We start from the raw sequence: 21,411 nt of genomic DNA on the forward strand, positions 1-21,411 counted from the left end.
GTCATTTATGCATAAATTAAATTTTCAACTGAGCCTGCTAGTCGGGCTCAGTGTCATTTCCCATAGTGTTTTTTCTGCACAGCAAACCACTTCATATATAGCGATTCATTCTAAGCCTAAGTATTTAGAAATGATGGCTATGCCATATGCAAACCCTAATGCACCTAAAGGTGGCCTATTAAGTCAGGCAGCTCAAGGAACTTTTGATAACCTCAATAGTATGAATGGGAAAGGGAATGCTACAGAAGGCGTTAATTATCTTTTTGATACTTTAATGACTCAATCACTTGATGAGGTTGGAGTTTTATATCCGCTTTTGGCTCAGAAAGTGAGTTATGACCCAGAAAAAACGCAATCAGTGACTTTCTATTTAAACCCTAAAGCGCGTTTTAGCAATGGGCAGCCAGTCACTGCGGCAGATGTTAAATTTAGTTTTGATGCTTATCAGACTAAATCTAATTTAGGTTTGCAAATGTACCTTGCTGATTTAGCAAAAACAGAAGTAATCAATGCTCATCAAGTAAAGTTTAGTTTTAAGTCTACACATAATCCTAAAATGCCATTCATTTTGGCAACCTTACCGATTTATTCAAAAGCAGATTGGCAAAAAAGAGATTTTAGCCGAATTACCTTACAACCGATTATTGGTTCGGGACCTTACGTGGTTGAACGAGTTGATCCGGGCAGAAGCATTAGTTATAAACGGAACCCAAATTATTGGGCAAAAGATTTACCTATTAATAAGGGGCGTTATAACTTTGACCGCTTGAGATATGTTTATTATCGAAATTGGGATATTGCTTTTGAAGGATTTAAATCTGGGCAATACACTTTGCATGAAGAAACTAATCCTAAAAAATGGGTAACAGATTACCGTTTTCCAGCCGTAAAAGTAGGGTTGGTTACTCAATATAAGTTTCGTCATCATAATCCTATCGCCACTGAAAGCTATGTTTTTAATACGCGACGAAAACCTTTAAATGATATTCGTTTTAGACAAGCTTTAACCTATGCGTATGACTTTGAATGGCAAAATAAAGCTTTGTTTTATGGACAATATCAGCGCCTACAAAGTTATTTTGAAAATAGTGAATTAGCAGCAACGGGTCGACCTTCAAAAACTGAATTAGAGTTGTTAAAACCGTTATTGCCTAAGTTATCTCCACTCATGCAACAAGGTGTTTTAGCAGACTGGAAATATCCTGTGTCAGATGCAAGTGGGTTCAACCGTCAGCACTTGTTAACTGCGCGGCAATTACTGATACAGGCTGGCTATAAAGTTAAAGAAGGGCAGCTATTTACACCAGAAGGAAAAAAAGTTCAGCTTGAGTTCTTAATTCAGCAAGATGGTAAACAACGAACACTTTTACCTTTTATTCGTAACCTAAAAAAGTTAGGCATTGCAGTTAATTTGCGTCAGGTCGATGCTCCGCAATATTTAGAAAGGACTCGTCGTTACGATTTTGATATGACCACAATGAATCTGCCGCAATCTCTCAACCCGGGCAATGAACAAACTCAGTTTTGGGGAAGTATCGCCGCAGCGCAGGATGGGAATTATAATTATGCAGGTATTCGCAACCCAGTAATTGATCAAGTGATTTCAAAACTCGTTGCAAGTAAAAGCCGTGAACAACAGATTATTTATACTCGCATTCTCGATCGATTGCTTAGAGCTGGTTATTATCAAATTCCGACCTATGGTAAAGGTGAAAACTGGTATGCTTATTGGAATATGTATCAACAACCTAAAGTTAAACCAGCACTTTCTTCTGGAATAGAATATTGGTGGAGTGATGCAAACAAAGCCAAAACAGTTGCCAAATATTTACATCAACAATAAAAAGCCCCTGCCATAAAGGAAATCCTGTTATATGGGTTCATATATTCTCAAGCGACTTCTTTTAATGATTCCCACATTGTTTGTCATTTTATTGATTAACTTTGTGGTTGTGCAAATTGCACCGGGTGGGCCAGTTGAACAAGCAATACATCAGGCACAAAGTGATTTGGGAATTGGTCGTGCATTGAGTGCAGAAACTTATTATCAAGGTGCTCAAGGTTTAAGCCCTGAAATGGTTGAGCAAATTAAGGCTCAGTACGGCTTTGATCGTTCTGCCCCTGAAAGATTTTTTCTAATGTTAAAAGGCTATTTAACTTTAGATTTTGGGCAAAGTTTCTTTAAAGATAAACCAGTCGTGCAATTGTTGTGGGAAAAAATACCTGTTTCGATTTCACTTGGACTGGTGAGCACTTTTCTGATTTATTTAATTTCTATTCCGCTGGGAATTAAGAAAGCAAAACAGCAAGGCTCATGGTTTGATCGGTCCACCTCGTTAGTTCTTGTAGTGGGATATGCTGTACCAAGTTTTGTATTTGCCATTTTGTTAGTTGTTTTTTTTGCAGGTGGCTCTTATTTTCAATGGTTTCCCTTACAAAATTTAGTATCAGATAACTTTCATCAACTTAGTCTTTGGGGCAAAGTTACCGATTATTTATGGCATATGACTTTGCCACTGATTACGATGGTATTAGGCGGTTTTGCCAGTTTAACCTATTTAACTAAATACTCATTTTTAGAAGAACTCAATAAACCTTACGTTTTGGCAGCCTATGCAAAAGGTTTGAACAGCCAACAGGTCTTATATAAGCATGTTTTTCGTAATGCCATTTTAGTTGTGCTCGCAGGCTTGCCAGAAGTGTTAGCGGGCATTTTCTTTGTGGGTAATCTGTTTGTAGAAATTATTTTCCATTTAGATGGGGTGGGTTTGTTGGGCTTTGAAGCAATTGTCCAGCGTGACTATCCTGTTATTTTTGGGGTTTTATTTTTCTTTACTTTATTTAGCCTAATTTTACGTCTCATATGTGATGTGTTGTACCAATGGATTGATCCACGAATTCATTTTAATGCGCAAGGAGGCAAATAATGTCCTTGATTGTGCGGACACGATTACAGCGTTTTAGACAGCATAAATTGGGCTGGGCCAGCTTCATTTTATTTAGTCTGATTTTGATTTTGTCATTAGCGGCGGAGTTGATTGCTAACGATAAACCGCTGTTAGTGAAGTATGAAGATTCTTACTATTTACCCGTGTTAAAAACTTATCCTGAAACTGCGTTTGGTGGGGTGTTTGAAACAGAAGCTGATTATAAAGCCCCCGCCGTACAAGCGCTTATTGAGGCTAAAGGATGGGCAGTTTGGCCCCTCATTCAATTTTCATATCAAACGCCCAATTTAGATTTGACAGTTCCTGTGCCATCACCACCTTCCAAGCAAAACTGGTTGGGAACAGATGATCAAGGAAGGGATGTTCTTGCCCGTATTCTTTATGGCTTAAGAGTATCGTTGCTTTTTGGCTTAGCCTTAACCTTTTGTTCTGCTTTATTTGGAATTACGGTAGGCGCTATTCAAGGCTATTATGGCGGCTGGGGCGATTTTTTGGGGCAACGTTTAGTTGAAGTCTGGAATGGCTTACCCATGCTTTTTATGGTCATGATTTTAGTCAGTATGTTTGTTCCAAATGTATATTGGCTATTTTTCATTATGTTGTTTTTCGGCTGGACTGTTTTGGTGGGCATCGTTAGAGCAGAATTTTTGAAAGCTCGCCAGCTTGATTATGTTCGTGCAGCCCAAATTTTGGGAGTGACTGATCGCGCGATTATTTTTAGGCATATTTTGCCAAATGCGATCAGTTCGAGTTTGTCTCAGTTACCTTTTATTTTAACAACTAATATTAGCGCTTTAACTGCTCTTGATTTTTTAGGATATGGACTGCCACCTGATGCTGCCTCTTTAGGTGAATTATTGCTTCAAGGTAAAAATAATTTAGATGCGCCATGGCTAGCAATTTCAGGCTTTTTTAGTCTAGCGATTGTTCTTTCACTTTTAATCTATATTGGGGAGGCGGCTCGCGATGCTTTTGACCCAAGAAAATAATTTAAATCCCACTTCAACATTATTAAAAGTAGAGCATCTTTCGGTTCAAACCAAAAATCAAAGAGTTTTATTAGATGACCTGAATTTTTACTTAAGTGAAGGGGAAACACTGGCTGTTGTGGGCGAAAGTGGTTCAGGTAAATCGATGAGCTGCTTAGCAATAATGGGGTTGCTACAAGATAAATTAGAAATAACGGGACAGGTCTGGATTGGTCCACAAAATATGCTTGAGCTAGATGAAAGAGCTCAATCAAATTTACGTAGTCGACAAATCGCTATGATTTTTCAAGAGCCTGCTGCTGTATTAAATCCGCTCCATCGGGTTGAAAAAATTATAGGGGAAAATCTTCTTTTATCTGGTTTTTCAAAACTTGAAGTTCGACAGCAAATAGTTGAATTACTAAAAGATGTTGGAATTGTTGAACCAGAACAAATATTAAAACGTTATCCTCATGAGCTTTCTGGTGGGCAAAGACAACGTGTCATGATCGCGATGACATTGGTGCTTCGGCCTAAAATTTTGATTGCTGATGAACCTACTACTGCGTTGGATGTGGTTTTACAGATACAGATTTTAGAGCTATTAAAATCTTTGCAAGCAAAATATGGAATGGCACTTATTTTAATTAGCCATGACCTCAATTTAGTGCACCGCTATGCTGAGAAACTTATTGTATTGCAAAGAGGGCGTGTAGTAGAGCAAGGTGAACTGAGCCAAATCTTTGCAAATCCTAAAACAAGTTATACAGCAGAATTATTAGATCATGATTTTGGAAAAGTAGAATCTAGACCGGCTCAACAGAATGTTTTATCAGTTCGACAGCTCAGCGTGCAGTTTCCTATAAGAAAAGGAATTTTAAATCGCATTCAAGGGTATTTCACCGCAATAGAAGATTTGAGTTTTGATCTTGCTCAAGGTGAATCGCTTGGGGTAGTTGGTGAAAGTGGTGCTGGTAAGTCATCTTTAGCCCTTGCTTTGGTCCGACTTATTAAAAGTGAAGGGCAGATTGTTTTTTTAGGGCAAGATTTGAATCAGCTACAGCTCAAAGCCCTACGTTTGATGAGATCAGATTTTCAACTTGTATTCCAAGACCCAGTTGGAAGTTTAAACTCGCGTATGACAGTAGGGCAGATTATTGCTGAAGGATTGAAAGTGAAAGCAGTAGCTGATAACGAGATCAAAAAGCAAGTAGAATCTGTATTGGTAAAAGTTGAATTGGCTGAAGATTTTCAACATCGTTACCCTCATGAACTTTCAGGCGGACAACGTCAACGTGTCGCCTTAGCCAGAGCTTTAGTGGTTCGGCCTAAACTTTTAATTCTGGATGAACCTACGTCGGCCCTAGATAGGACCACGCAAAAAGCCATGATCAAGCTGTTGAGACAATTACAGCAAACTGAGCAGTTAAGTTATATTTTCATTAGTCATGATCTCAATATAGTAAAAGCACTATGCCATAAAGTGATGGTATTACGTCATGCAAAAGTTGTTGAATATCAGGAAACTGAACTCTTATTTTCTAAGCCTAACAGTGAATATACGAAACAGTTAATTAAAGCATCCTTTTAAAAATATTTATTAATTGATTGTTTTATATAAATAAATTTTGGTTAAACTTCTAATGCAAAAAGTTGCATATTTTTATTTTTTTTAAAATTGACATGTGCTATTGTCAATTATCGATTATGACTTGACATGCCCAATAACTCATTTAAATTAGAGTAATTGCTCTAAAATTCAAAGAACAGAGGTTAACCATGAACCAGATTGCTCAACCCATCACAATTCGCAATACCACCTTTAAAAACCGAATTATTAAAGGTGCAATGAGTGAAGCACTTGCAAATTATGAAGGCCAACCAAATGACTTGCATTTGGGTTTATATGGTGCATGGGCAAAAGGTGAGCTTGGCTGTGCAATTACTGGTAATGTCATGGTAAATGCCAGCGCAAAAAATGAACCGGGTGTTGTTGTTATTGAAACTGAACGCGACCTAGAGCGCTTAAAAGAGTGGGCGGAATTAGGTAAAAAATATGGCATGGTGCAGTTAATTCAATTGTCACACCCAGGTCGTCAGTGTCCAAAAGGCTTAAATAAAGAAACTGTAGCGCCTTCAGCCGTACCTTTTAGCACAGCTTTAGCAACCATGTTTGGAACGCCACGTGAACTTACTCATGACGAAATTCTAGATATTATTAAACGTTTTGCGACAGCAGCTCACATTTGTGAAAAAGCAGGTTTTGAAGGGGTGCAATTACATGGTGCACATGGCTATTTAATTAGTCAGTTTTTATCGCCATTAACCAATAAACGTACAGATCAGTGGGGCGGTTCAGTTGAAAATCGTACTCGTTTTTTACTAGAGGTTTATAAAGCGGTACGTGAAGCGACTTCAGATAATTTTATCATTTCAGTGAAGCTTAACTCGGCTGACTTCCAGCGTGGCGGTATTAGCGAAGAAGATGTAATTTCAGTATTTAAAGCAGTGGATGAAGCTGGTATCGATTTAATTGAAATTTCAGGCGGTACTTACGAAGCACCAGCAATGGCTGGAGCTAAGGCCGACAAACGTAAAGCAAGTACGATTGCACGCGAAGCATACTTTTTAGATTTTGCAGAGAAAATCCGCCAGCATGTTAAGTGTAAACTCATGGTGACAGGCGGTTTCCGTACTGTAGAAGGCATGAATGCCGCACTTGAAAGTGGTGCATGTGACTTTATTGGTATTGCTCGTCCATTTGCAGTAGAAACTGATTTAACTGAGCGTTTAATTGCAGGGCAAGATGTTCGCTATGCAGTAAAACCAATTAAAACAGGCTTACCATTTGTTGATAAGATGGCAATTATGGAAATTATTTGGTATGCAGCTCAATTTAAAACGATTGGCAAAGGTAAAAAGCCAAATCCAAAACTTTCACCACTGGTAGTGTTTTTAAATTACGCCAAAGGCAATATTAAAGCGGTGATTCAAGGACAAGTTAATTCACGTAAGTCTGCATAAATTTGATGCGCCATTTCAATAACTGAAATGGCGTATTTGTTTTAGAACGTATAGCTCATACCTAATTGAACAGTACGTGATTCACCCGGATATGCATATAGATTGAAAGCACTTTCATCATAAACTTTGTCAAAAAGATTTTTCAGATCTAAGTTAATACGAAGTTTTGGTGTTGCCTGATAATAAGAAACTAAATCTGTAACAGCATAACCTTTCATTGTGTAAGTACTATTGGCTGTTTGACCTGCACGCTTATCAATATATTTTTGATTAATGCCCAGACCTAGGCCTTGTAAAGGGCCATCTTGAAATTCATAGATATTTAAGAGATTAAAACTATTCTTTGGAATATTGGCTAAAGCGATTCCTTTTTGCAAAGTATTGTCTTTAGTTACTTCCGCATCTGTATAGGCATATCCACCAATAATTTTCCAAGCTGGAGTAATTTGTCCTGCAACGTTTAGCTCAATGCCTTGGCTACGAACTTTACCTGCAGCAACTTTATAAGCTGAATCTACAGGATCTAGTGTTAAGACATTTTCTTTTTTTGCATAGAAAATCGCAGAGTCAACCGATAGCATATTGTCGAGTGCTTGCCATTTAAAGCCTAACTCGTAAGCCATACCTTCTTCTGGGTCAAAACCTTCTCCATTACGGCTAGCACCAGTGTTAGGTTTAAAAGATTTTGCAGCATTGCTATAGATTGAAAGGTCATCACGCGCTTTAAAAACTAAACCTAAACGCGGAATAAATGCATCATGACTGGTATTCCAGTTTGCCGTATTCGGTAATAGGTTTTTGTAATCATGTTCGTAGTGCTCAAAACGCAAACCCAGCAGTGCACTTAAACGCTCATTTAAATCGATTTGGTCCTGTACAAAAAGGGCTGTTGTTTTTAAATTTTCGCGGTCATGGGTCGTAACATTTTTAAGCTCAGGGAGAGGTTGGCCTAAAACTGGATCATAAATATTAATCGGGTAGTTATTTGACTTAGCATCTGAACGAATAATATATGACTTATAATCATAATTTTCATATTCAAGCCCTGTCACTAAAGTATGAGCTAGACCTAAAAGTTGGAAATTACCTGTTAGATTAATTTGGGCATCGGTATCTTGCCATTTTAATTCGCGATAGTTGTAATTTCGGTTTAAAGTTTCTCCCTCATCTTGAATGCCATTTGCCTCTACTGCATAGCCATGCAATTTACCATTTAAATATTGCACACCAGCATTCAGCTTCCAGTCATTACCAAGGTCGTGTTCGACTCGTAATTGAGTCATGTTGTTATCATTGTAGAGTCGGTTGTTGTATTTACCTGTTTCCCATAAATAGGTTTCGGGTGAACTATTAAAAGACTTCTGGCCTGTATAACGTGTTTGGCCACGATCAAGTGGATGTTGATTTCGTAAAATATCCGCTTCAAAAGTAACTTTTGTTGCGTCAGAAGCTTGCCATTGAATGACTGGTGCAATTCCATATCGTTTGGACTCGACATGATCGCGATAACTATCACCGCCTTCTGCAATCACATTTAGGCGATAACCAATATTTTCTGTATTAGGGATAGTACCTGTGGTATCTACCGTAGTGCGATATAAACCTTCACTACTGAGCTGAGCACCTAAAGTGGTTTGTTGCTCAGACTTCGGTGTTTTAGAAATTAAGTTAAACGTACCACCTGGGTCACCACGGCCATATAAGCTAGAAGAGGGGCCACGTAAAACGTCTACACGTTCAATAGTGTTACTATCTGGAGCATTTGGATAACCACGGTTAATTGGGAATCCATTACGATAAAATTCACCGCTAGTGAAACCACGAAGATTAAAGCCTGTTAGACCTTGACCACCAAAGTTATTAGCACGAGTAACACCGCCAGCTAAATCAAGCGCTTCAATCAAACGTGTTGCGCCAATATCTTCAATTACTTTTTGAGTCACTACACTGACAGATTGTGGCGTATCTTTTAATGCGATTTCACTACGTGTTGCGCTATTTGAACTATCGACTTTATAAGCTTGGTCGGCAGCTTGTTGGGCTTTAATCTTAATGGTAGCGAGCGTTGTTGATGAACTATTGGTTTCTGCAAAAGTAGTTGATATACAGCAGAGTTGAGCGATGGTCAGGGAGAGGAGTCGAAGCTTAAGATCCATTTAAAACCTTATTGATAATAAATATCAGTATAAAAATAAGAATTATTATATTGTAAATCTATGTAAAGGAAATACTGGATCGGTGATATATATGTACAAGTGTATTTTATTTGGAAATACAGAAAATTAGAAATATAAAAATAAAATAGAAAGGAATTTTATAAGAAGAGAATATGGCGTCCCTACGGGGATTCGAACCCCGGTTACCGCCGTGAAAGGGCGATGTCCTAGGCCTCTAGACGATAGGGACGTTGAGGATGGCGGTATCTTAAGAAGCCGCCACCAAACTGTCAAGGAGGTAAGGTGACAGTTTGTTCAAAATATAGCAAAACAATTCAGCAGTCTTCTGAGTATCGTACAAAGCAGAGTGTGCTTCTTTGCCATCGAACTCAATTCCAGCTTGAATACACGCTTTCGCAAGCACGGTTTGTCCAAACATAACAGCACTCAAAGTAACCGTATCCATCACAGAAAAGCTATGAAATGGGTTTTGGTTTTTTGTACTTGTACGCGCAATTGCTGCTTGTACAAAACCAAGGTCAAAATGCGCATTGTGGCCCACTAAGACTGCATGTGTACAGTGTTGCTGTTTACGGACTTCATTCACCGATTTAAAAATACGGCGTAATGCAGTGCGCTCATCTTCAGCCATTGCAATACGCATTGGATTGAATGGATCAATACCAATAAAGTCCAGCGAACGACGATCGAGATTAGCCCCTTCAAACGGGTTAATATGTGCATGAAATGCTGGACCAGGGACAAATTGTCCCTGAGCATCATACACAATTGGAATGCACGCAATTTCTAGCAATGCATCTGTCTGGGCATTAAACCCTGCCGTTTCAACGTCAACAACAACAGGTAAGAAGCCACGAAAACGTTGGCCAATGACCGGGACAGAGGTTTCTTGTGTCACACTTTTCTCCATTGCAGCGTTTTCCCGGCATGCAGCGGGATAATTTTTTGATCATCTAAATAATCAAAAGATTCTGGAACGAGGTTATCTTCTTTTACCAAAGTAATGGTAGAAGTATTACGTGGTAGGCCGTAGAAGTCTGCACCAAAGTGGCTAGCAAAACCTTCTAAACGTTCTAGTTTACCTACTTGATCAAATGCTTGAGCATAAAGTTCAATTGCATTAGGCGCACTATAACAGCCCGCACAGCCACACGCATTTTCTTTTGCATTTTGCGAGTGAGGAGCACTATCTGTACCCAAGAAAAATTTAGGGTTACCGCTCGTTGCAACTTCAAGCAAAGTAGTCTGGTGAGTTTGTCGTTTTAAAATTGGTAAGCAATAGAAATGCGGTTTAATACCACCAACCAACATATCATTACGGTTAAATAATAAATGCTGAGGTGTAATCGTTGCAGCCACATTGCGATCTTGTTCTAAAACAAAGTGTGCAGCATCGCTTGTTGTGATGTGTTCAAGTACCACTTTAAGTTTTGGAAACTGTTTTAATAACGGTGATAAAACTTCGTCTAAGAAGCGTTTTTCACGGTCAAAAATATCAACGTGGTTATGAGTCACTTCACCATGAAGTAATAACGGAACTTGATGCTCTTCTAGTTGCTCAATGACTGCATAAACTTTACGAATGTCACTTACACCGTTATCAGAGTTGGTGGTCGCACCTGCTGGGTAAAGTTTAATGGCATTTACATGTCCAGATTCTTTAATTTTACGAACTTCATCTGGTGAGGTGAAATCAGTAAAATAAAGCACCATACGTGGGTCAAAGTTAAGACCCTCTGGAACATGAGCAAGAATACGTTCACGGTAAGCCAATGCTTCTTCCACAGTTTTTACAGGTGGAACAAGGTTTGGCATACAGATCGCACGAGCAAATTGTTTGGCCAAATCAGGTACAGTACGTTTTAATGCTAAACCATCACGTAAATGTGCATGCCAGTCATCTGGCTGGAGCAGGGTAATAGAGTCCAAGGCAGTTCAAACTTCGAAATAAAACAAATGATAATCGATAAAGTGTGAAAATGGTAACGAGAATTACGGACAAATGGCAAAATAAAGCGCCAGAGGCCTTAAAAAATAATGTTATATTTTGTTAATGTGTGAGAGGCAGGAATCAAGTAGTGGCAAATAGGGGAAATGTACATGAATTACTCAAAGCAAAAGAAGAAATAGAATATTTAGTAACTCTACATACCCATCGTTATGCCAATATACCTCTGCCACATCAATTAGAAAAAAAATTCTGGTGTCTAAATCTTGAGCGAACTAAACAGAATATCTCAAAGTTTTTAGCAAGTGGCGTTTTAACCTATCTCATTTTTATATTGCTGGCTCTACCTACAGACTATTTGGTCATAGGGGTGCCTTATATTACTTGGGACTTCATCTATTGCTTACTGAGTGCAATTAATATTGCTTGTGCGCTACTGTTATTTTGGGTTTTTGCAAAGTTTAAAAAACTCACTGAATATTTTTATATCGCTGCATGTGGCATTGTATTTTTGACCATCATTATCAATGCAATGTTGCTCCTTAGCGTAGGAAATGTCGCTCTTAAAAACCAGTCGATGTTACTACTTTCCTTCTTATATATGCTGGGGTTTATTTTAAGCGGAATAAAGCCTCTACATATGCTTTATGTAGGTTTAACAGCAGCCTTTTGTGTTTTTTCCCTACTGATTTTATGGCAAGCGAATTGTGATTTTATTGCTTTGGGAAGAGCGCTGTTTGGAAGTTGTATTTTAGGTTTTTCAATTAGTACGATGCTTACCTCAAGAGAAAGAAGCCTTTTTTTAAATAATCAGCTTGCTGAGCTTAACGAACAGATTTTACGTATTGAGGCATCTGAATTGCTTCATTTAAGCCAGCAAGATGCACTGACGAATATCTCAAATCGACGTACTTTTGATGAGATGTTCGACTTTTTTTACTATCGTGCAAAGCAAGAAAAACGCCCATTGGCTGTTTTGTTTATTGATATCGATTTTTTTAAAAATTATAACGATTTTTATGGACACCAAATGGGGGATAAAGTCATCTCATCTATTGCCGCTGCAATTAAAAATTCGATTCGGCATGTTGATTTTGTTGCCCGTTATGGTGGAGAAGAGTTCGTTGTACTTTTACCGAAAACACCTGCTCAAGGCGCCTATGCCGTCGCTGCAAATATTTATAAAGCGATTGAGCGACAAGCGATTCCTCATGCAGCATCTTTAGTCTCTAAGCATGTCACGATTAGTTTAGGTTTTACTGTTTATACAGAAGGTTTTAAAGTAAATCAGGAAAAATTAATTCATGCTGCGGATCAAGCTTTGTATCGGGCTAAGCAGCTTGGACGTAACCAGATTTATTATCAACCCTTGGAAGCGGCAGAACTTGCTTAAACTCTAGTTGCTTGAAATAAAAAAGCCACCTGTGTCGGTGGCTTTTTTATTAATTAAGAAAATTATTTTTTCTTGCTATCGAGCTGTGGCACAGCAGAACCTTGGCCGATTGAAAGCAAACCAGCATCTGTATAGATACCAAGTTTTGCACGTGTATCGGTAATGTCGAGGTTACGCATAGTCAACTGACCAATACGGTCCATTGGCGTAAACATTGAATCGCCTTTTTCCATTGTTAAACGTTCAGCTTCGTACGTTAAGTTTGGAGATTCAGTGTTCATGATGGTGTAGTCATTACCACGACGAAGTTCAAGAGTCACTTCGCCAGTAATCGCTTTAGCAACCCAACGCTGTGCAGTTTCACGCAACATAAGTGCTTGAGAGTCAAACCAGCGGCCTTGGTAAAGTAAACGACCTAAACGTAAACCGTTAATGCGGTATTGTTCGATCGTATCTTCGTTATGAATACCAGTAACCAAACGCTCATAAGCAATATGAAGAAGGGCCATACCCGGTGCTTCATAAATACCACGAGATTTTGCTTCGATAATACGGTTTTCGATTTGGTCAGACATACCTAAACCATGACGGCCACCAATACGGTTTGCTTCAAGAATAAGCTCAACCGGATTGTCAAAAGTTTGACCGTTTAAGGCAACAGGTACACCTTCTTCAAAACGTACAGTCACTTCTTCTGGAGTAATTTCAACTTCATCTTTCCAGAAAGCAACGCCCATAATTGGGTCAACGATTTTGATACCAGCATTTAAGTATTCAAGATCTTTTGCTTCGTGAGTTGCACCCAACATATTTGAGTCAGTCGAGTACGCTTTTTCTTTTGACATTTTATAGTCAAAGCCATTGTCGATCAGGAACTGTGACATTTCAGCACGGCCACCGAGCTCGTCGATGAAGTTTTGATCTAACCAAGGCTTATAAATTTTAAGATTCGGGTTAGTCAACAAACCATAACGATAGAAACGTTCAATATCGTTACCTTTATAAGTTGAACCGTCACCCCAGATGTTTACGTCATCTTCTTTCATTGCGGTAACTAGCATTGTGCCTGTTACTGCACGACCGAGTGGAGTCGTATTGAAATAAGGAACACCACCTGTACTGATATGGAATGCACCACACTGAATCGCAGCAATACCTTCAAGCGCAAGTTGTAAGCGGCAGTCAATTAAGCGAGCTTTTACAGCGCCGTATTGTTCTGCTTTCTTTGGAATTGCATCGTAGTCATCTTCATCAGGCTGACCTAAGTTTGCAGTATATGCATAAGGTTCTGCGCCTTTTTGTTTCATCCACAATAAGGCAGCTGAAGTGTCTAGGCCTCCGGAGAAGGCAATCCCAACTTTTTTGCCTACTGGTACATGCTGCAAGATAGTTGCATTATCAGTCATTGCTAATCCTAACATTTATGAAAAAGACCCCATATAGGCGGTCTTGAGAATTCTGAATGGCGGCTATTGTAGCACTATTCATGGTGCTTTTTTTCGCAAAAAAAGCATTAATTCACTTGTTCTGATTCGAAGTTTTAATTTGATAAAAAATATAAGGCTATTTATAGAATAAGAAGAAGTGAATGAAGTATTGTTCTTAAATAAATGGATTGACCATAAGCTCCGATAAATTTCTTTGTGTGGTCATCCAAAATTATCAAAAAAGTATTAAAGTACTATGCAACAAGTTGCAAAAAATTATTGGGACGCAGCATGACAAGTTACGCCAATTTATTAAAACCATTACATTTAGGCTTTACCACCATTAAAAACCGTGTGGTGATGGGATCCATGCATACGGGGCTTGAAGATCGTTTTTACAATTATCCAAAACTGGCAGCTTATTTTGAAGAGCGTGCAAAAGGTGGGGTTGGCCTGATTGTGACTGGGGGGATTTCTCCAAACCGTCAAGGTTGGCTACTACCCATGGGTGGAACCATGAATGGTTTAACCGATATTCCACAGCACCGTCTGGTTACACATGCTGTGCATAAGCATGGTTCAAAAATTTTAATGCAAATTTTGCATGCTGGCCGTTATGGTTATCAACCTTTTGCAGTGTCTTCTAGTCCGATCAAATCGCCAATTTCACCATTTAAACCGCGTCAGCTTTCTGAAAAAAATATTTTAAGTACGATTGATGACTATGCACATTGCGCTGACATTGCCAAAAAAGCGGGCTATGACGGCGTTGAAATTATGGGCTCTGAAGGTTATCTCATTAACCAGTTTTTAAGCAGCCATGTGAACCAGCGTACTGACCGTTGGGGCGGTGATATTGAAAACCGTATGCGCTTTCCGGTCGAAGTCGTAAAGGCGATTCGTGCAAAAGTTGGTGAAAAATTTATTATCTGTTTCCGCTTGTCGTTGCTCGATTTAGTTCATGACGGTAACACCATGCAAGAGGTGGTGACTGTAGCCAAAGCTTTAGAAAAAGCAGGTGTAACTTTATTAAATACTGGCATTGGCTGGCATGAAGCTCGTGTGCCGACCATTGTCACGTCTGTGCCTCGTGCAGCTTTTGTCGACTATACTGCTCATGTAAAACAACATATTTCTATTCCGATTATTGCATCAAACCGCATTAACATGCCTGAAACTGCCGAAGAAATTTTGGCAACTGGCAAAGCAGATATGGTTCAAATGGCGCGTCCTTTATTGGCCGATGCATTTTGGGTAAATAAAACTGCGACTAACCGTGTTGATGAAATTAATACCTGTATTGCATGTAACCAAGCTTGTTTAGACCATGCTTTTAAAAATAAGCGTGTGTCTTGTTTGGTTAATCCACGTGCAGGCCATGAAACTGAACTGGTTTATTTAAAAACTAAACAGCCTAAACGGATTGCAGTTGTGGGCGGTGGAGTAGCGGGTATGTCCGCGGCAACTGTTGCGGCAAGCCGTGGCCACGCGGTCACTTTATTTGAAGCAACGGCGGAAGTAGGTGGTCAATTTAACTTTGCCAAAGTTGTACCGGGCAAAGAAGAATTTCACGAAACAATTCGCTACTTTAAAGTCCAACTGGAAAAAACAGGGGTGGATGTACGTTTAAATACTCGCGTAAATCGTGAGCAGCTTGAACGTGAAGGTTTTGATGAAGTGATTGTTGCAACAGGTGTAATCCCTCGTGCATTAAAAATTGAAGGAAGTGACGCGCCACAAGTCCTTTCTTATGCTCAAGTTTTGAAAGGGGCAGAAGTCGGACAAAAGGTTGCAGTGATTGGTGCGGGTGGTATTGGTTTTGACGTGTCAGAATTTTTACTTAAACCGCCACATCAACCACAGCCTCAACCTTTGGCAGATTGGCAACGTGAATGGGGTGTAGACCCAGATCCAAACTATATTTCTGAAGGTGGTATGCAGCCGCCAGAAGTTGAACCAGCAATCCGTGAAATTTATTTACTACAACGTAAAACCACACCACTTGGTATTGGTCTTGGCAAAACTTCAGGTTGGGTCCATCGTGCACAGCTTAAAAAGCATGGCGTACGTATGCTGCGTGGTGTGCAATATAAAGCAGTCACTGATGAAGGGCTTTGGGTTGAGCACAATGGGCAAGATCAACTTTTACGTGTAGATACGGTTGTGGTGTGTGCAGGTCAAGAGTCGGTAAAAGACTTGATGCCAAAAGAAGGTGAGTCGACTATAGCGAACTACCATATTATTGGTGGTGCAAAGCTTGCAGCAGAGCTAGATGCGAAGCGTGCGATCAAAGAAGGAGCAGAATTGGCTGCTCAACTGTAAAATTGATGAAACAATATGCACTTGAACACAAAGCGATGATATTTTTCTTGAATAAAATGAATAAGCTTTGTATTCTTACGCACATGGAAGCGTGGCAGAGCGGTTTAATGCACCGGTCTTGAAAACCGACGAGGGTGTGAGTCCTCCGTGAGTTCGAATCTCACCGCTTCCGCCAAATTCGAAAAGCCCCTGTTAATAGCAGGGGCTTTTTTTATATCTATTATTTTACCCCCTCATTCTAACCTACATAAAAATTTGGATTGAGTTAGACAGATTTTGATTTCAGTTTAATTTTATATTGTGTAGTTAATGCACCATCATAATGGTCAATATCTTGTAATTGTTTGATGAATTCTTTCGGGACGACTATTGCTGCTATATGTATAATTATGGGTAGAATAGCTCCTTATAATACTAAGCCCTTTGCATCACTAACTTGCAAATTAAAATCGCCTGATATGTACCGAATTTCAATTAATAGGTATGGATAGTTCATGAATCTAATAAATCACTGTAGTAAGTTATTTCTTGCAATTTTTCTTATGATAAATCTTTCAAATACGTATGCAGCAAAGATACAAGCTGTAGATGCTGAAGTACAGGAGAGTGCTGTAGATGTAATGGAAGCTGCTGGAGCAGAAGCTGTAGGTGGGCAAGAGGATATATGCCGTGCTGACGAGGCTTGTGACGTTGCATCTCCTGTTTCTGAGGATGAAATGTACGGTGGTATTCAACAGGAATATGTCGTAAAAGGCTGTAAGGTAACAATCTACAATGATGGGCCTGTGAAAATGGTCAATGTAAAGACGGATCAACCATGTGATGCTCCACTTCCTAAAGACCATAAATTTTCTAGATAGACTCTGTGTACCTATAAATTATTTTATGCACCTTTCTGTTTTTTCTCAAAATCATGAACCATTCGAATACGCTCTTCGGTTGCAGGATGTGAGGATAAAGCATCAAGAACAGCTGTAGATAGTTTATTAGCTGAAGATTCTTCTTGAGAAGTTGGTGGGGTGGACTGATTTTTCTTATCGAGACCTTCTTCCGTTGTATCGCTTAAACGTTGTAAGAAATTTGCGAAGTGGGAGACTTCGATATGCTTCCTATCCATCAGCTGTAAAGCATATAGATCGGCTTCGGACTCAAATTTACGTGAATAATTTGCACCAATCATAGCGGCAGGGAAGGACGTAAATAAGTCTGAATTATCTCCTGTCATTGCAATGTATAATATACTTAGACCTAAACTCGTTAACCCTTGTTGCAAACTATGGCGATAAACCAAATGGCCTTGTTCATGGGCTAATACGCTTAAGATTTCCTGATTCGTATGTGCCAATTTGATTAGTTCATCTGTGATAATAATCGTATTATTGGGTAGCGCTACAGCATTAGCCCCTAACTGATCGCCTTTACGGAAGACTAATTTGGCTGGTTTGTTTTCAGCAACAGTATTCAAATACTGTTTAGTAATTTGGTCTTTTTGAGTTTGTGCTAATTGGCTGGGTGCAGTCCAATTATTTAATACATAATTCTCGGCTTCATCACCTAGTTTCTTTAAAGTATTCTCAGGTAATTGAAAAGCAAGATAATGGGACGTTGCTGGAACCCCCCATTTGACTAGACTGATCGCAAAAGTAATCACAAAAATTACACTAAAAAGAATAAGACCCGGAGAGCGTTCAAATTTCCAGATCGAATGTTGAACCTTTTTAGTTGAGTAATTAAACCATTCAGGTAATGCACTATGAAATTCAATCCGTGCATCATCAGATAATTCAATTACTGGGTGTAACTGTCCCAGCGCACCAATCAATTTCATATCAGTATATTGATAATGGCGCTGAAGTTCTAATTGCTCACCATACCGAATTAGAACTTCAGATTCAGATTGAGCTGAAATCTGAGCACGGTATGGTTTAGACACTAGGCCATCATAGAAAGTGATATCTACTGCGTGGGACATAAATTATTAAACTCAGATTATTATAAAGAGATGTCGATATCAAAAATATCACTGATTTCTTCAGCTAAAGCACTTTGCTCTTGTTGAGCTAGATTCATCATTTGATCTGGATCATCTAATAAAATTAAACTCATCGATTCAATCTGGTATTTATGAATACGAACTGCAGCCCAAGCAGACATTAAACCTATGGATAAGATTTTTACAATCCAGTTTGATGCTACAATCCATGCGAAACGCCATTGATTACAGTCTGTTTTAAATTGACTGTTTCCAACTGTAGTATTGTTCCATGTCGTAATAAAAATACGTGCAGCGATTAATGGATAAATAAATAATCCAATAAATGCATATACCGTAAATATTCCGAAGAATATAGCGTTTGGTGAGAACCCAGAAATTGTTCCTGCCATAGCAAAGTAAATGATTGAAAAAATAGCAATTATACCAAATGCAATAAAAAGGGGTATATAAACTGCAGCCATATATGCAGACCATTTTGCGTTTAATTTAAAATTTAATTGTCCAGCATATAAGTTGTTAAGATAATATTTTTTATATAGCCAAATAGCTACAGGTGTAAAGATTCCTAAAGTGAAAATATATACCAATATACTCAAAAGAAAGACTTTATAAGATTCTTTTATCGTTCCACCAAAATAAAAACGTGCGTTGCCGAACTTACTATTTCTTGCAGTAAAACGCAAAGTAGCGCGAATTAGCCAAGGTACTGCTGCATATAATGCAACTAGTCCAACCACAGTCGCAATCATTGAATATTGTGATGAAATTGCAAATACGACGTAAATTCCTAATGCAATTAAACGTCCAATCAAAATCTTGGTTGGAATGCCTGTAAAATCAAAGCGGCGTTCAAAAAATTCTGTATTACCATAGAAATAGCGTAAGCGACGAACTTTAGCCCAAGGCGCATATAAGCTTAAAGTAATAATAGTCAAAAGAATATTAACGATCCAGATTCCAAAATATTCTGAGGCATTCCCATGAAACTTAAAATGACGAATTCCTGAGTGTGAAATTGGTGGAGTTGTAATATTTTGATCCTCATTTACATCTTGAGGAAGAGAGGTTAAAGCTTGGTCTTGCATTTTATTCTCTTTATTGAAAATATATGATCTTGATTGAATGTAATAGATAATTAGAAAACTATTGAGAATATTATATGTTTTTTATAAATTGAAATAAATAGAATGAAAAGCAAACAACTATTTTTACCATTATATTTTTATTGAGTTGTTTTGAGCAGAAAGCTTATCGCGTGAAATATGCTTATTAGGTTTGATGTGGTATTGGTACTTTATTGCAGTTTTAAATTTAGTAGTAAATCTAATTTGAACCAAAATTTTTCTGAATCACTCATTTCATACTATTCACTTTACTGAGCATTAATAGAATATGCCGTTATGCAAAGGGTCTTCCATAAATAGATTATTTCAGAAATATAAATTTTCTTAGCGAAAATTTATTGATTCCAATAAGTATTAAACGTTTCTTTAATGCCAATGTCATCCTCCATGTACATATCAGGAGATATCTTTAATCCAACACCACTCAAATATATTACCGCTTTCCAAAGAAGTTCCTCTTTAATTGGAGGATCAAAAATTAAGTCTTGGTTATCCAGTGCATGCATTCTTTTTCTTGCCCACTCTTCAGCATCCTCTCGGCTAATTTTATGGTTTAACAGATCATTGAATACTTGTTGTAGATCTAATAAAGATATTTTCATTTCATCATTTACCATTTTTTATATTCTAATCTTACCTGTTAAAACTAATATATCTATATAAAATTCAATCCCGTTATAAACCCCACTTTAACAATAACTCATTCATTATTTATCCTTACTTTTTAATGATCTAATTTAAAACAAATGTCATTTTGTGTGCTTGACTGTAAGAGCGTTGAATACTATTCTTCGCATGCTGGCCACATTGCCAGTCGGTTGTCGCAGACCGGGAAAACAAAGTCGATATGCAAAATTCTTATTTTGTGTGTCGGGAACTCGTTCGCCCCCTTTTTCTCTACGGTAGGGCGGAAGGGGGACACCTTCGGGTGTGCTGGTTCCTTTGTTTCCAGTCTGCGAACCCCCTTTCGTTCTGCCACCATAATTTTAATGATTTGACAGAACTCCCAGTAAAAAAGGAGTTGGCTTTGCACATTCATTATTTCTTGGCAGCCTTTGTCAAAGTCTATATCGACACAACTTAAAAATTTAAAGCAGCTTGAACGCCATAAGGTTTTCAGGCTTTAAGTCATATTTACTTAAAACTTAGCAAAACAAAACTTGAGATGTGCCAAGCACCGTCTTACGGCATTGCTGCGCCTTTTTTTCTCCCAGAAAGGGCACAGGCTTTTTATCTCATTTAGACACAACAAGAATTTATAACGGTAAAACGATGCCAACTTTAGAAATATCTTCCAAAAAATTACAGGTTGTTCAAACTGCTATCCAACTTTTTACCTCGCATGGATTTCATAATGCAGGCGTAGACCTGATTATTAAAAAATCTAAAATTCAAAAAGCCACGTTTTATAACTACTTTCACTCGAAAGAACGCCTTGTTGAAATATGCTTAATCTTTCAAAAAAGCCGACTCAAAGAAGAAGTTCTGGCAATTGTCTATTCACATCGCTACCCAACCGCAGCCGATAAACTTAAAGAAATTGTCCGCTTACATGTCGATTTAAACAGTTTTTACTTTTTGCTATTTAAGGCCATTTTTGAATTAAAACTGCTTTATCCTCGAGCTTACCGCATGGCGATTGAATATAGAAAATGGCTACTTAAAGAGCTTTTTGACCTAATTTTTAGTTTGGAAACTCGTGCCTTAAAACCTGATGCAAACATGATTTTATTTATGATTGATGGCGCAATCATCCAACTTTTAGATCCTAATAAAGCGGAGGAAAGGGAGAAGTTGTTGGATTACTTTTTAAATGCTTTGGAACGAAGTTTGGTGACTGTATGAATAGGAGTATAAAAATTATATTAGTTATATTAATAATATATTCTATATCAATAATTATATTATTTAACTTTTATTAATTTGTGCTTAAGCTCTTGTAATTGTAGTGATTTATTTTTACTTTTTTATGGAATGGCATTTTATAAGATATTGATTTTTAATTTTATTACATACATTCTAGGAAGTTATTATTTGTAAAAGGGTAGATTTGAAAATAGACAAATCTGTCTATTTTTTATAAA

The 21,411-nt window shown here is 38.1% G+C and carries 16 protein-coding genes and 2 tRNA genes; 10 read left to right on the forward strand and 8 right to left on the reverse strand.

Annotation, left to right across the window (positions count from 1 at the left end; all coding sequences use genetic code 11):
- Positions 1 to 7: 7 nt before the first annotated feature.
- From J663_RS06735 to J663_RS06755, 5 genes are all read left to right on the forward strand, one after another.
- A complete protein-coding gene (locus J663_RS06735) occupies positions 8 to 1,843 on the forward strand; it encodes an extracellular solute-binding protein (RefSeq protein ID WP_033848679.1) in 1,836 nt (611 codons plus the stop codon).
- A gap of 31 nt (positions 1,844 to 1,874) precedes the next feature.
- On the forward strand, positions 1,875 to 2,927 hold the full coding sequence (locus J663_RS06740) for a microcin C ABC transporter permease YejB (protein WP_033848680.1): 1,053 nt from the start codon (positions 1,875 to 1,877) through the stop codon (positions 2,925 to 2,927).
- The gene (locus J663_RS06745; protein ID WP_033848681.1) at positions 2,927 to 3,937 is read left to right on the forward strand and encodes an ABC transporter permease; all 1,011 of its coding nucleotides are present in this window, start codon (positions 2,927 to 2,929) and stop codon (positions 3,935 to 3,937) included. The genes J663_RS06740 and J663_RS06745 overlap by 1 nt, the downstream gene beginning before the upstream one ends.
- Positions 3,915 to 5,507, forward strand: a complete 1,593-nt coding sequence (locus J663_RS06750) for an ABC transporter ATP-binding protein (protein ID WP_033848682.1) — start codon at positions 3,915 to 3,917, stop codon at positions 5,505 to 5,507. The genes J663_RS06745 and J663_RS06750 overlap by 23 nt, the downstream gene beginning before the upstream one ends.
- A gap of 188 nt (positions 5,508 to 5,695) precedes the next feature.
- A complete protein-coding gene (locus J663_RS06755) occupies positions 5,696 to 6,940 on the forward strand; it encodes an NADH:flavin oxidoreductase/NADH oxidase family protein (protein ID WP_033848684.1) in 1,245 nt (414 codons plus the stop codon).
- A 41-nt stretch (positions 6,941 to 6,981) separates the two neighbouring features.
- On the opposite strand, the gene J663_RS06760 is transcribed toward J663_RS06755, so the two are convergent.
- The 4 genes from J663_RS06760 to pyrC all read right to left on the reverse strand — a co-directional run bounded on the left by J663_RS06760 (position 6,982) and on the right by pyrC (position 11,046).
- Positions 6,982 to 9,096 (reverse strand): TonB-dependent siderophore receptor, encoded by a 2,115-nt coding sequence (locus J663_RS06760; protein ID WP_033848686.1) that lies wholly within the window; start codon positions 9,094 to 9,096, stop codon positions 6,982 to 6,984.
- Between the two features lie 174 nt (positions 9,097 to 9,270).
- Positions 9,271 to 9,346: transfer RNA gene (locus tag J663_RS06765), tRNA-Glu, on the reverse strand.
- A gap of 18 nt (positions 9,347 to 9,364) precedes the next feature.
- Positions 9,365 to 10,027 carry a ribonuclease T gene (gene rnt / locus J663_RS06770; RefSeq protein WP_002117536.1) on the reverse strand — a complete coding sequence of 221 codons (663 nt, stop codon included), beginning with the start codon at positions 10,025 to 10,027 and terminating at the stop codon, positions 9,365 to 9,367.
- Positions 10,012 to 11,046 (reverse strand): dihydroorotase, encoded by a 1,035-nt coding sequence (gene pyrC, locus J663_RS06775; protein ID WP_005070491.1) that lies wholly within the window; start codon positions 11,044 to 11,046, stop codon positions 10,012 to 10,014. Before pyrC ends, rnt begins: the two co-directional genes overlap by 16 nt.
- Before the next feature lie 149 nt (positions 11,047 to 11,195).
- Here pyrC and J663_RS06780 point away from each other — a divergent pair, with 149 nt between their 5' ends.
- Positions 11,196 to 12,458, forward strand: coding sequence for a GGDEF domain-containing protein (locus tag J663_RS06780; protein ID WP_033848689.1), 1,263 nt, complete (start codon positions 11,196 to 11,198; stop codon positions 12,456 to 12,458).
- 62 nt (positions 12,459 to 12,520) lie between these two features.
- On the opposite strand, the gene argG is transcribed toward J663_RS06780, so the two are convergent.
- Entirely contained in the window at positions 12,521 to 13,879 is a 1,359-nt protein-coding gene (gene argG, locus J663_RS06785) for an argininosuccinate synthase (protein ID WP_014206117.1), read from the reverse strand.
- 297 nt (positions 13,880 to 14,176) lie between these two features.
- Here argG and J663_RS06790 point away from each other — a divergent pair, with 297 nt between their 5' ends.
- From J663_RS06790 to J663_RS06800, 3 genes are all read left to right on the forward strand, one after another.
- Complete coding sequence (locus J663_RS06790; protein WP_033848690.1) at positions 14,177 to 16,207, forward strand: NADPH-dependent 2,4-dienoyl-CoA reductase; 2,031 nt, start codon at positions 14,177 to 14,179, stop codon at positions 16,205 to 16,207.
- 85 nt (positions 16,208 to 16,292) lie between these two features.
- A tRNA-Ser gene (locus J663_RS06795) sits at positions 16,293 to 16,382 on the forward strand.
- A gap of 367 nt (positions 16,383 to 16,749) precedes the next feature.
- A complete protein-coding gene (locus J663_RS06800) occupies positions 16,750 to 17,067 on the forward strand; it encodes a hypothetical protein (RefSeq protein ID WP_014206119.1) in 318 nt (105 codons plus the stop codon).
- A 23-nt stretch (positions 17,068 to 17,090) separates the two neighbouring features.
- Here J663_RS06800 and J663_RS06805 read toward each other — a convergent pair whose 3' ends face one another.
- The 3 genes from J663_RS06805 to J663_RS06815 form a co-directional block, all read right to left on the reverse strand.
- Positions 17,091 to 18,179, reverse strand: a complete 1,089-nt coding sequence (locus J663_RS06805; RefSeq protein WP_033848692.1) for a M48 family metallopeptidase — start codon at positions 18,177 to 18,179, stop codon at positions 17,091 to 17,093.
- Positions 18,180 to 18,199: 20 nt separating this feature from the next.
- Positions 18,200 to 19,288, reverse strand: a complete 1,089-nt coding sequence (locus J663_RS06810; protein ID WP_033848694.1) for a YjgN family protein — start codon at positions 19,286 to 19,288, stop codon at positions 18,200 to 18,202.
- Between the two features lie 374 nt (positions 19,289 to 19,662).
- Positions 19,663 to 19,929: a hypothetical protein gene (locus J663_RS06815; protein WP_033848746.1), complete on the reverse strand. Its 267-nt coding sequence runs from the start codon at positions 19,927 to 19,929 to the stop codon at positions 19,663 to 19,665.
- Positions 19,930 to 20,599: 670 nt separating this feature from the next.
- Here J663_RS06815 and J663_RS06825 point away from each other — a divergent pair.
- Complete coding sequence (locus J663_RS06825) at positions 20,600 to 21,172, forward strand: TetR/AcrR family transcriptional regulator (protein ID WP_033848696.1); 573 nt, start codon at positions 20,600 to 20,602, stop codon at positions 21,170 to 21,172.
- The last annotated feature ends 239 nt before the right edge of the window (positions 21,173 to 21,411 follow it).

The sequence above is a fragment of the Acinetobacter sp. 826659 genome, assembly GCF_000588515.1.
Taxonomy (GTDB): domain Bacteria; phylum Pseudomonadota; class Gammaproteobacteria; order Pseudomonadales; family Moraxellaceae; genus Acinetobacter; species Acinetobacter pittii.

Bases quoted from the DNA above. Each gene is read 5' to 3' on its own strand.
- J663_RS06735 (WP_033848679.1), top strand. From the start codon at position 8: ATGCATAAATTAAATTTTCAACTGAGCCTGCTAGTCGGGCTCAGTGTC.
- J663_RS06740 (WP_033848680.1), top strand. From the start codon at position 1,875: ATGGGTTCATATATTCTCAAGCGACTTCTTTTAATGATTCCCACATTG.
- J663_RS06745 (WP_033848681.1), top strand. From the start codon at position 2,927: ATGTCCTTGATTGTGCGGACACGATTACAGCGTTTTAGACAGCATAAA.
- J663_RS06750 (WP_033848682.1), top strand. From the start codon at position 3,915: ATGCTTTTGACCCAAGAAAATAATTTAAATCCCACTTCAACATTATTA.
- J663_RS06755 (WP_033848684.1), top strand. From the start codon at position 5,696: ATGAACCAGATTGCTCAACCCATCACAATTCGCAATACCACCTTTAAA.
- J663_RS06760 (WP_033848686.1), bottom strand. From the start codon at position 9,096: ATGGATCTTAAGCTTCGACTCCTCTCCCTGACCATCGCTCAACTCTGC.
- rnt (WP_002117536.1), bottom strand. From the start codon at position 10,027: ATGGAGAAAAGTGTGACACAAGAAACCTCTGTCCCGGTCATTGGCCAA.
- argG (WP_014206117.1), bottom strand. From the start codon at position 13,879: ATGTTAGGATTAGCAATGACTGATAATGCAACTATCTTGCAGCATGTA.
- J663_RS06790 (WP_033848690.1), top strand. From the start codon at position 14,177: ATGACAAGTTACGCCAATTTATTAAAACCATTACATTTAGGCTTTACC.
- J663_RS06800 (WP_014206119.1), top strand. From the start codon at position 16,750: ATGATAAATCTTTCAAATACGTATGCAGCAAAGATACAAGCTGTAGAT.
- J663_RS06805 (WP_033848692.1), bottom strand. From the start codon at position 18,179: ATGTCCCACGCAGTAGATATCACTTTCTATGATGGCCTAGTGTCTAAA.
- J663_RS06810 (WP_033848694.1), bottom strand. From the start codon at position 19,288: ATGCAAGACCAAGCTTTAACCTCTCTTCCTCAAGATGTAAATGAGGAT.
- J663_RS06815 (WP_033848746.1), bottom strand. From the start codon at position 19,929: ATGAAAATATCTTTATTAGATCTACAACAAGTATTCAATGATCTGTTA.
- J663_RS06825 (WP_033848696.1), top strand. From the start codon at position 20,600: ATGCCAACTTTAGAAATATCTTCCAAAAAATTACAGGTTGTTCAAACT.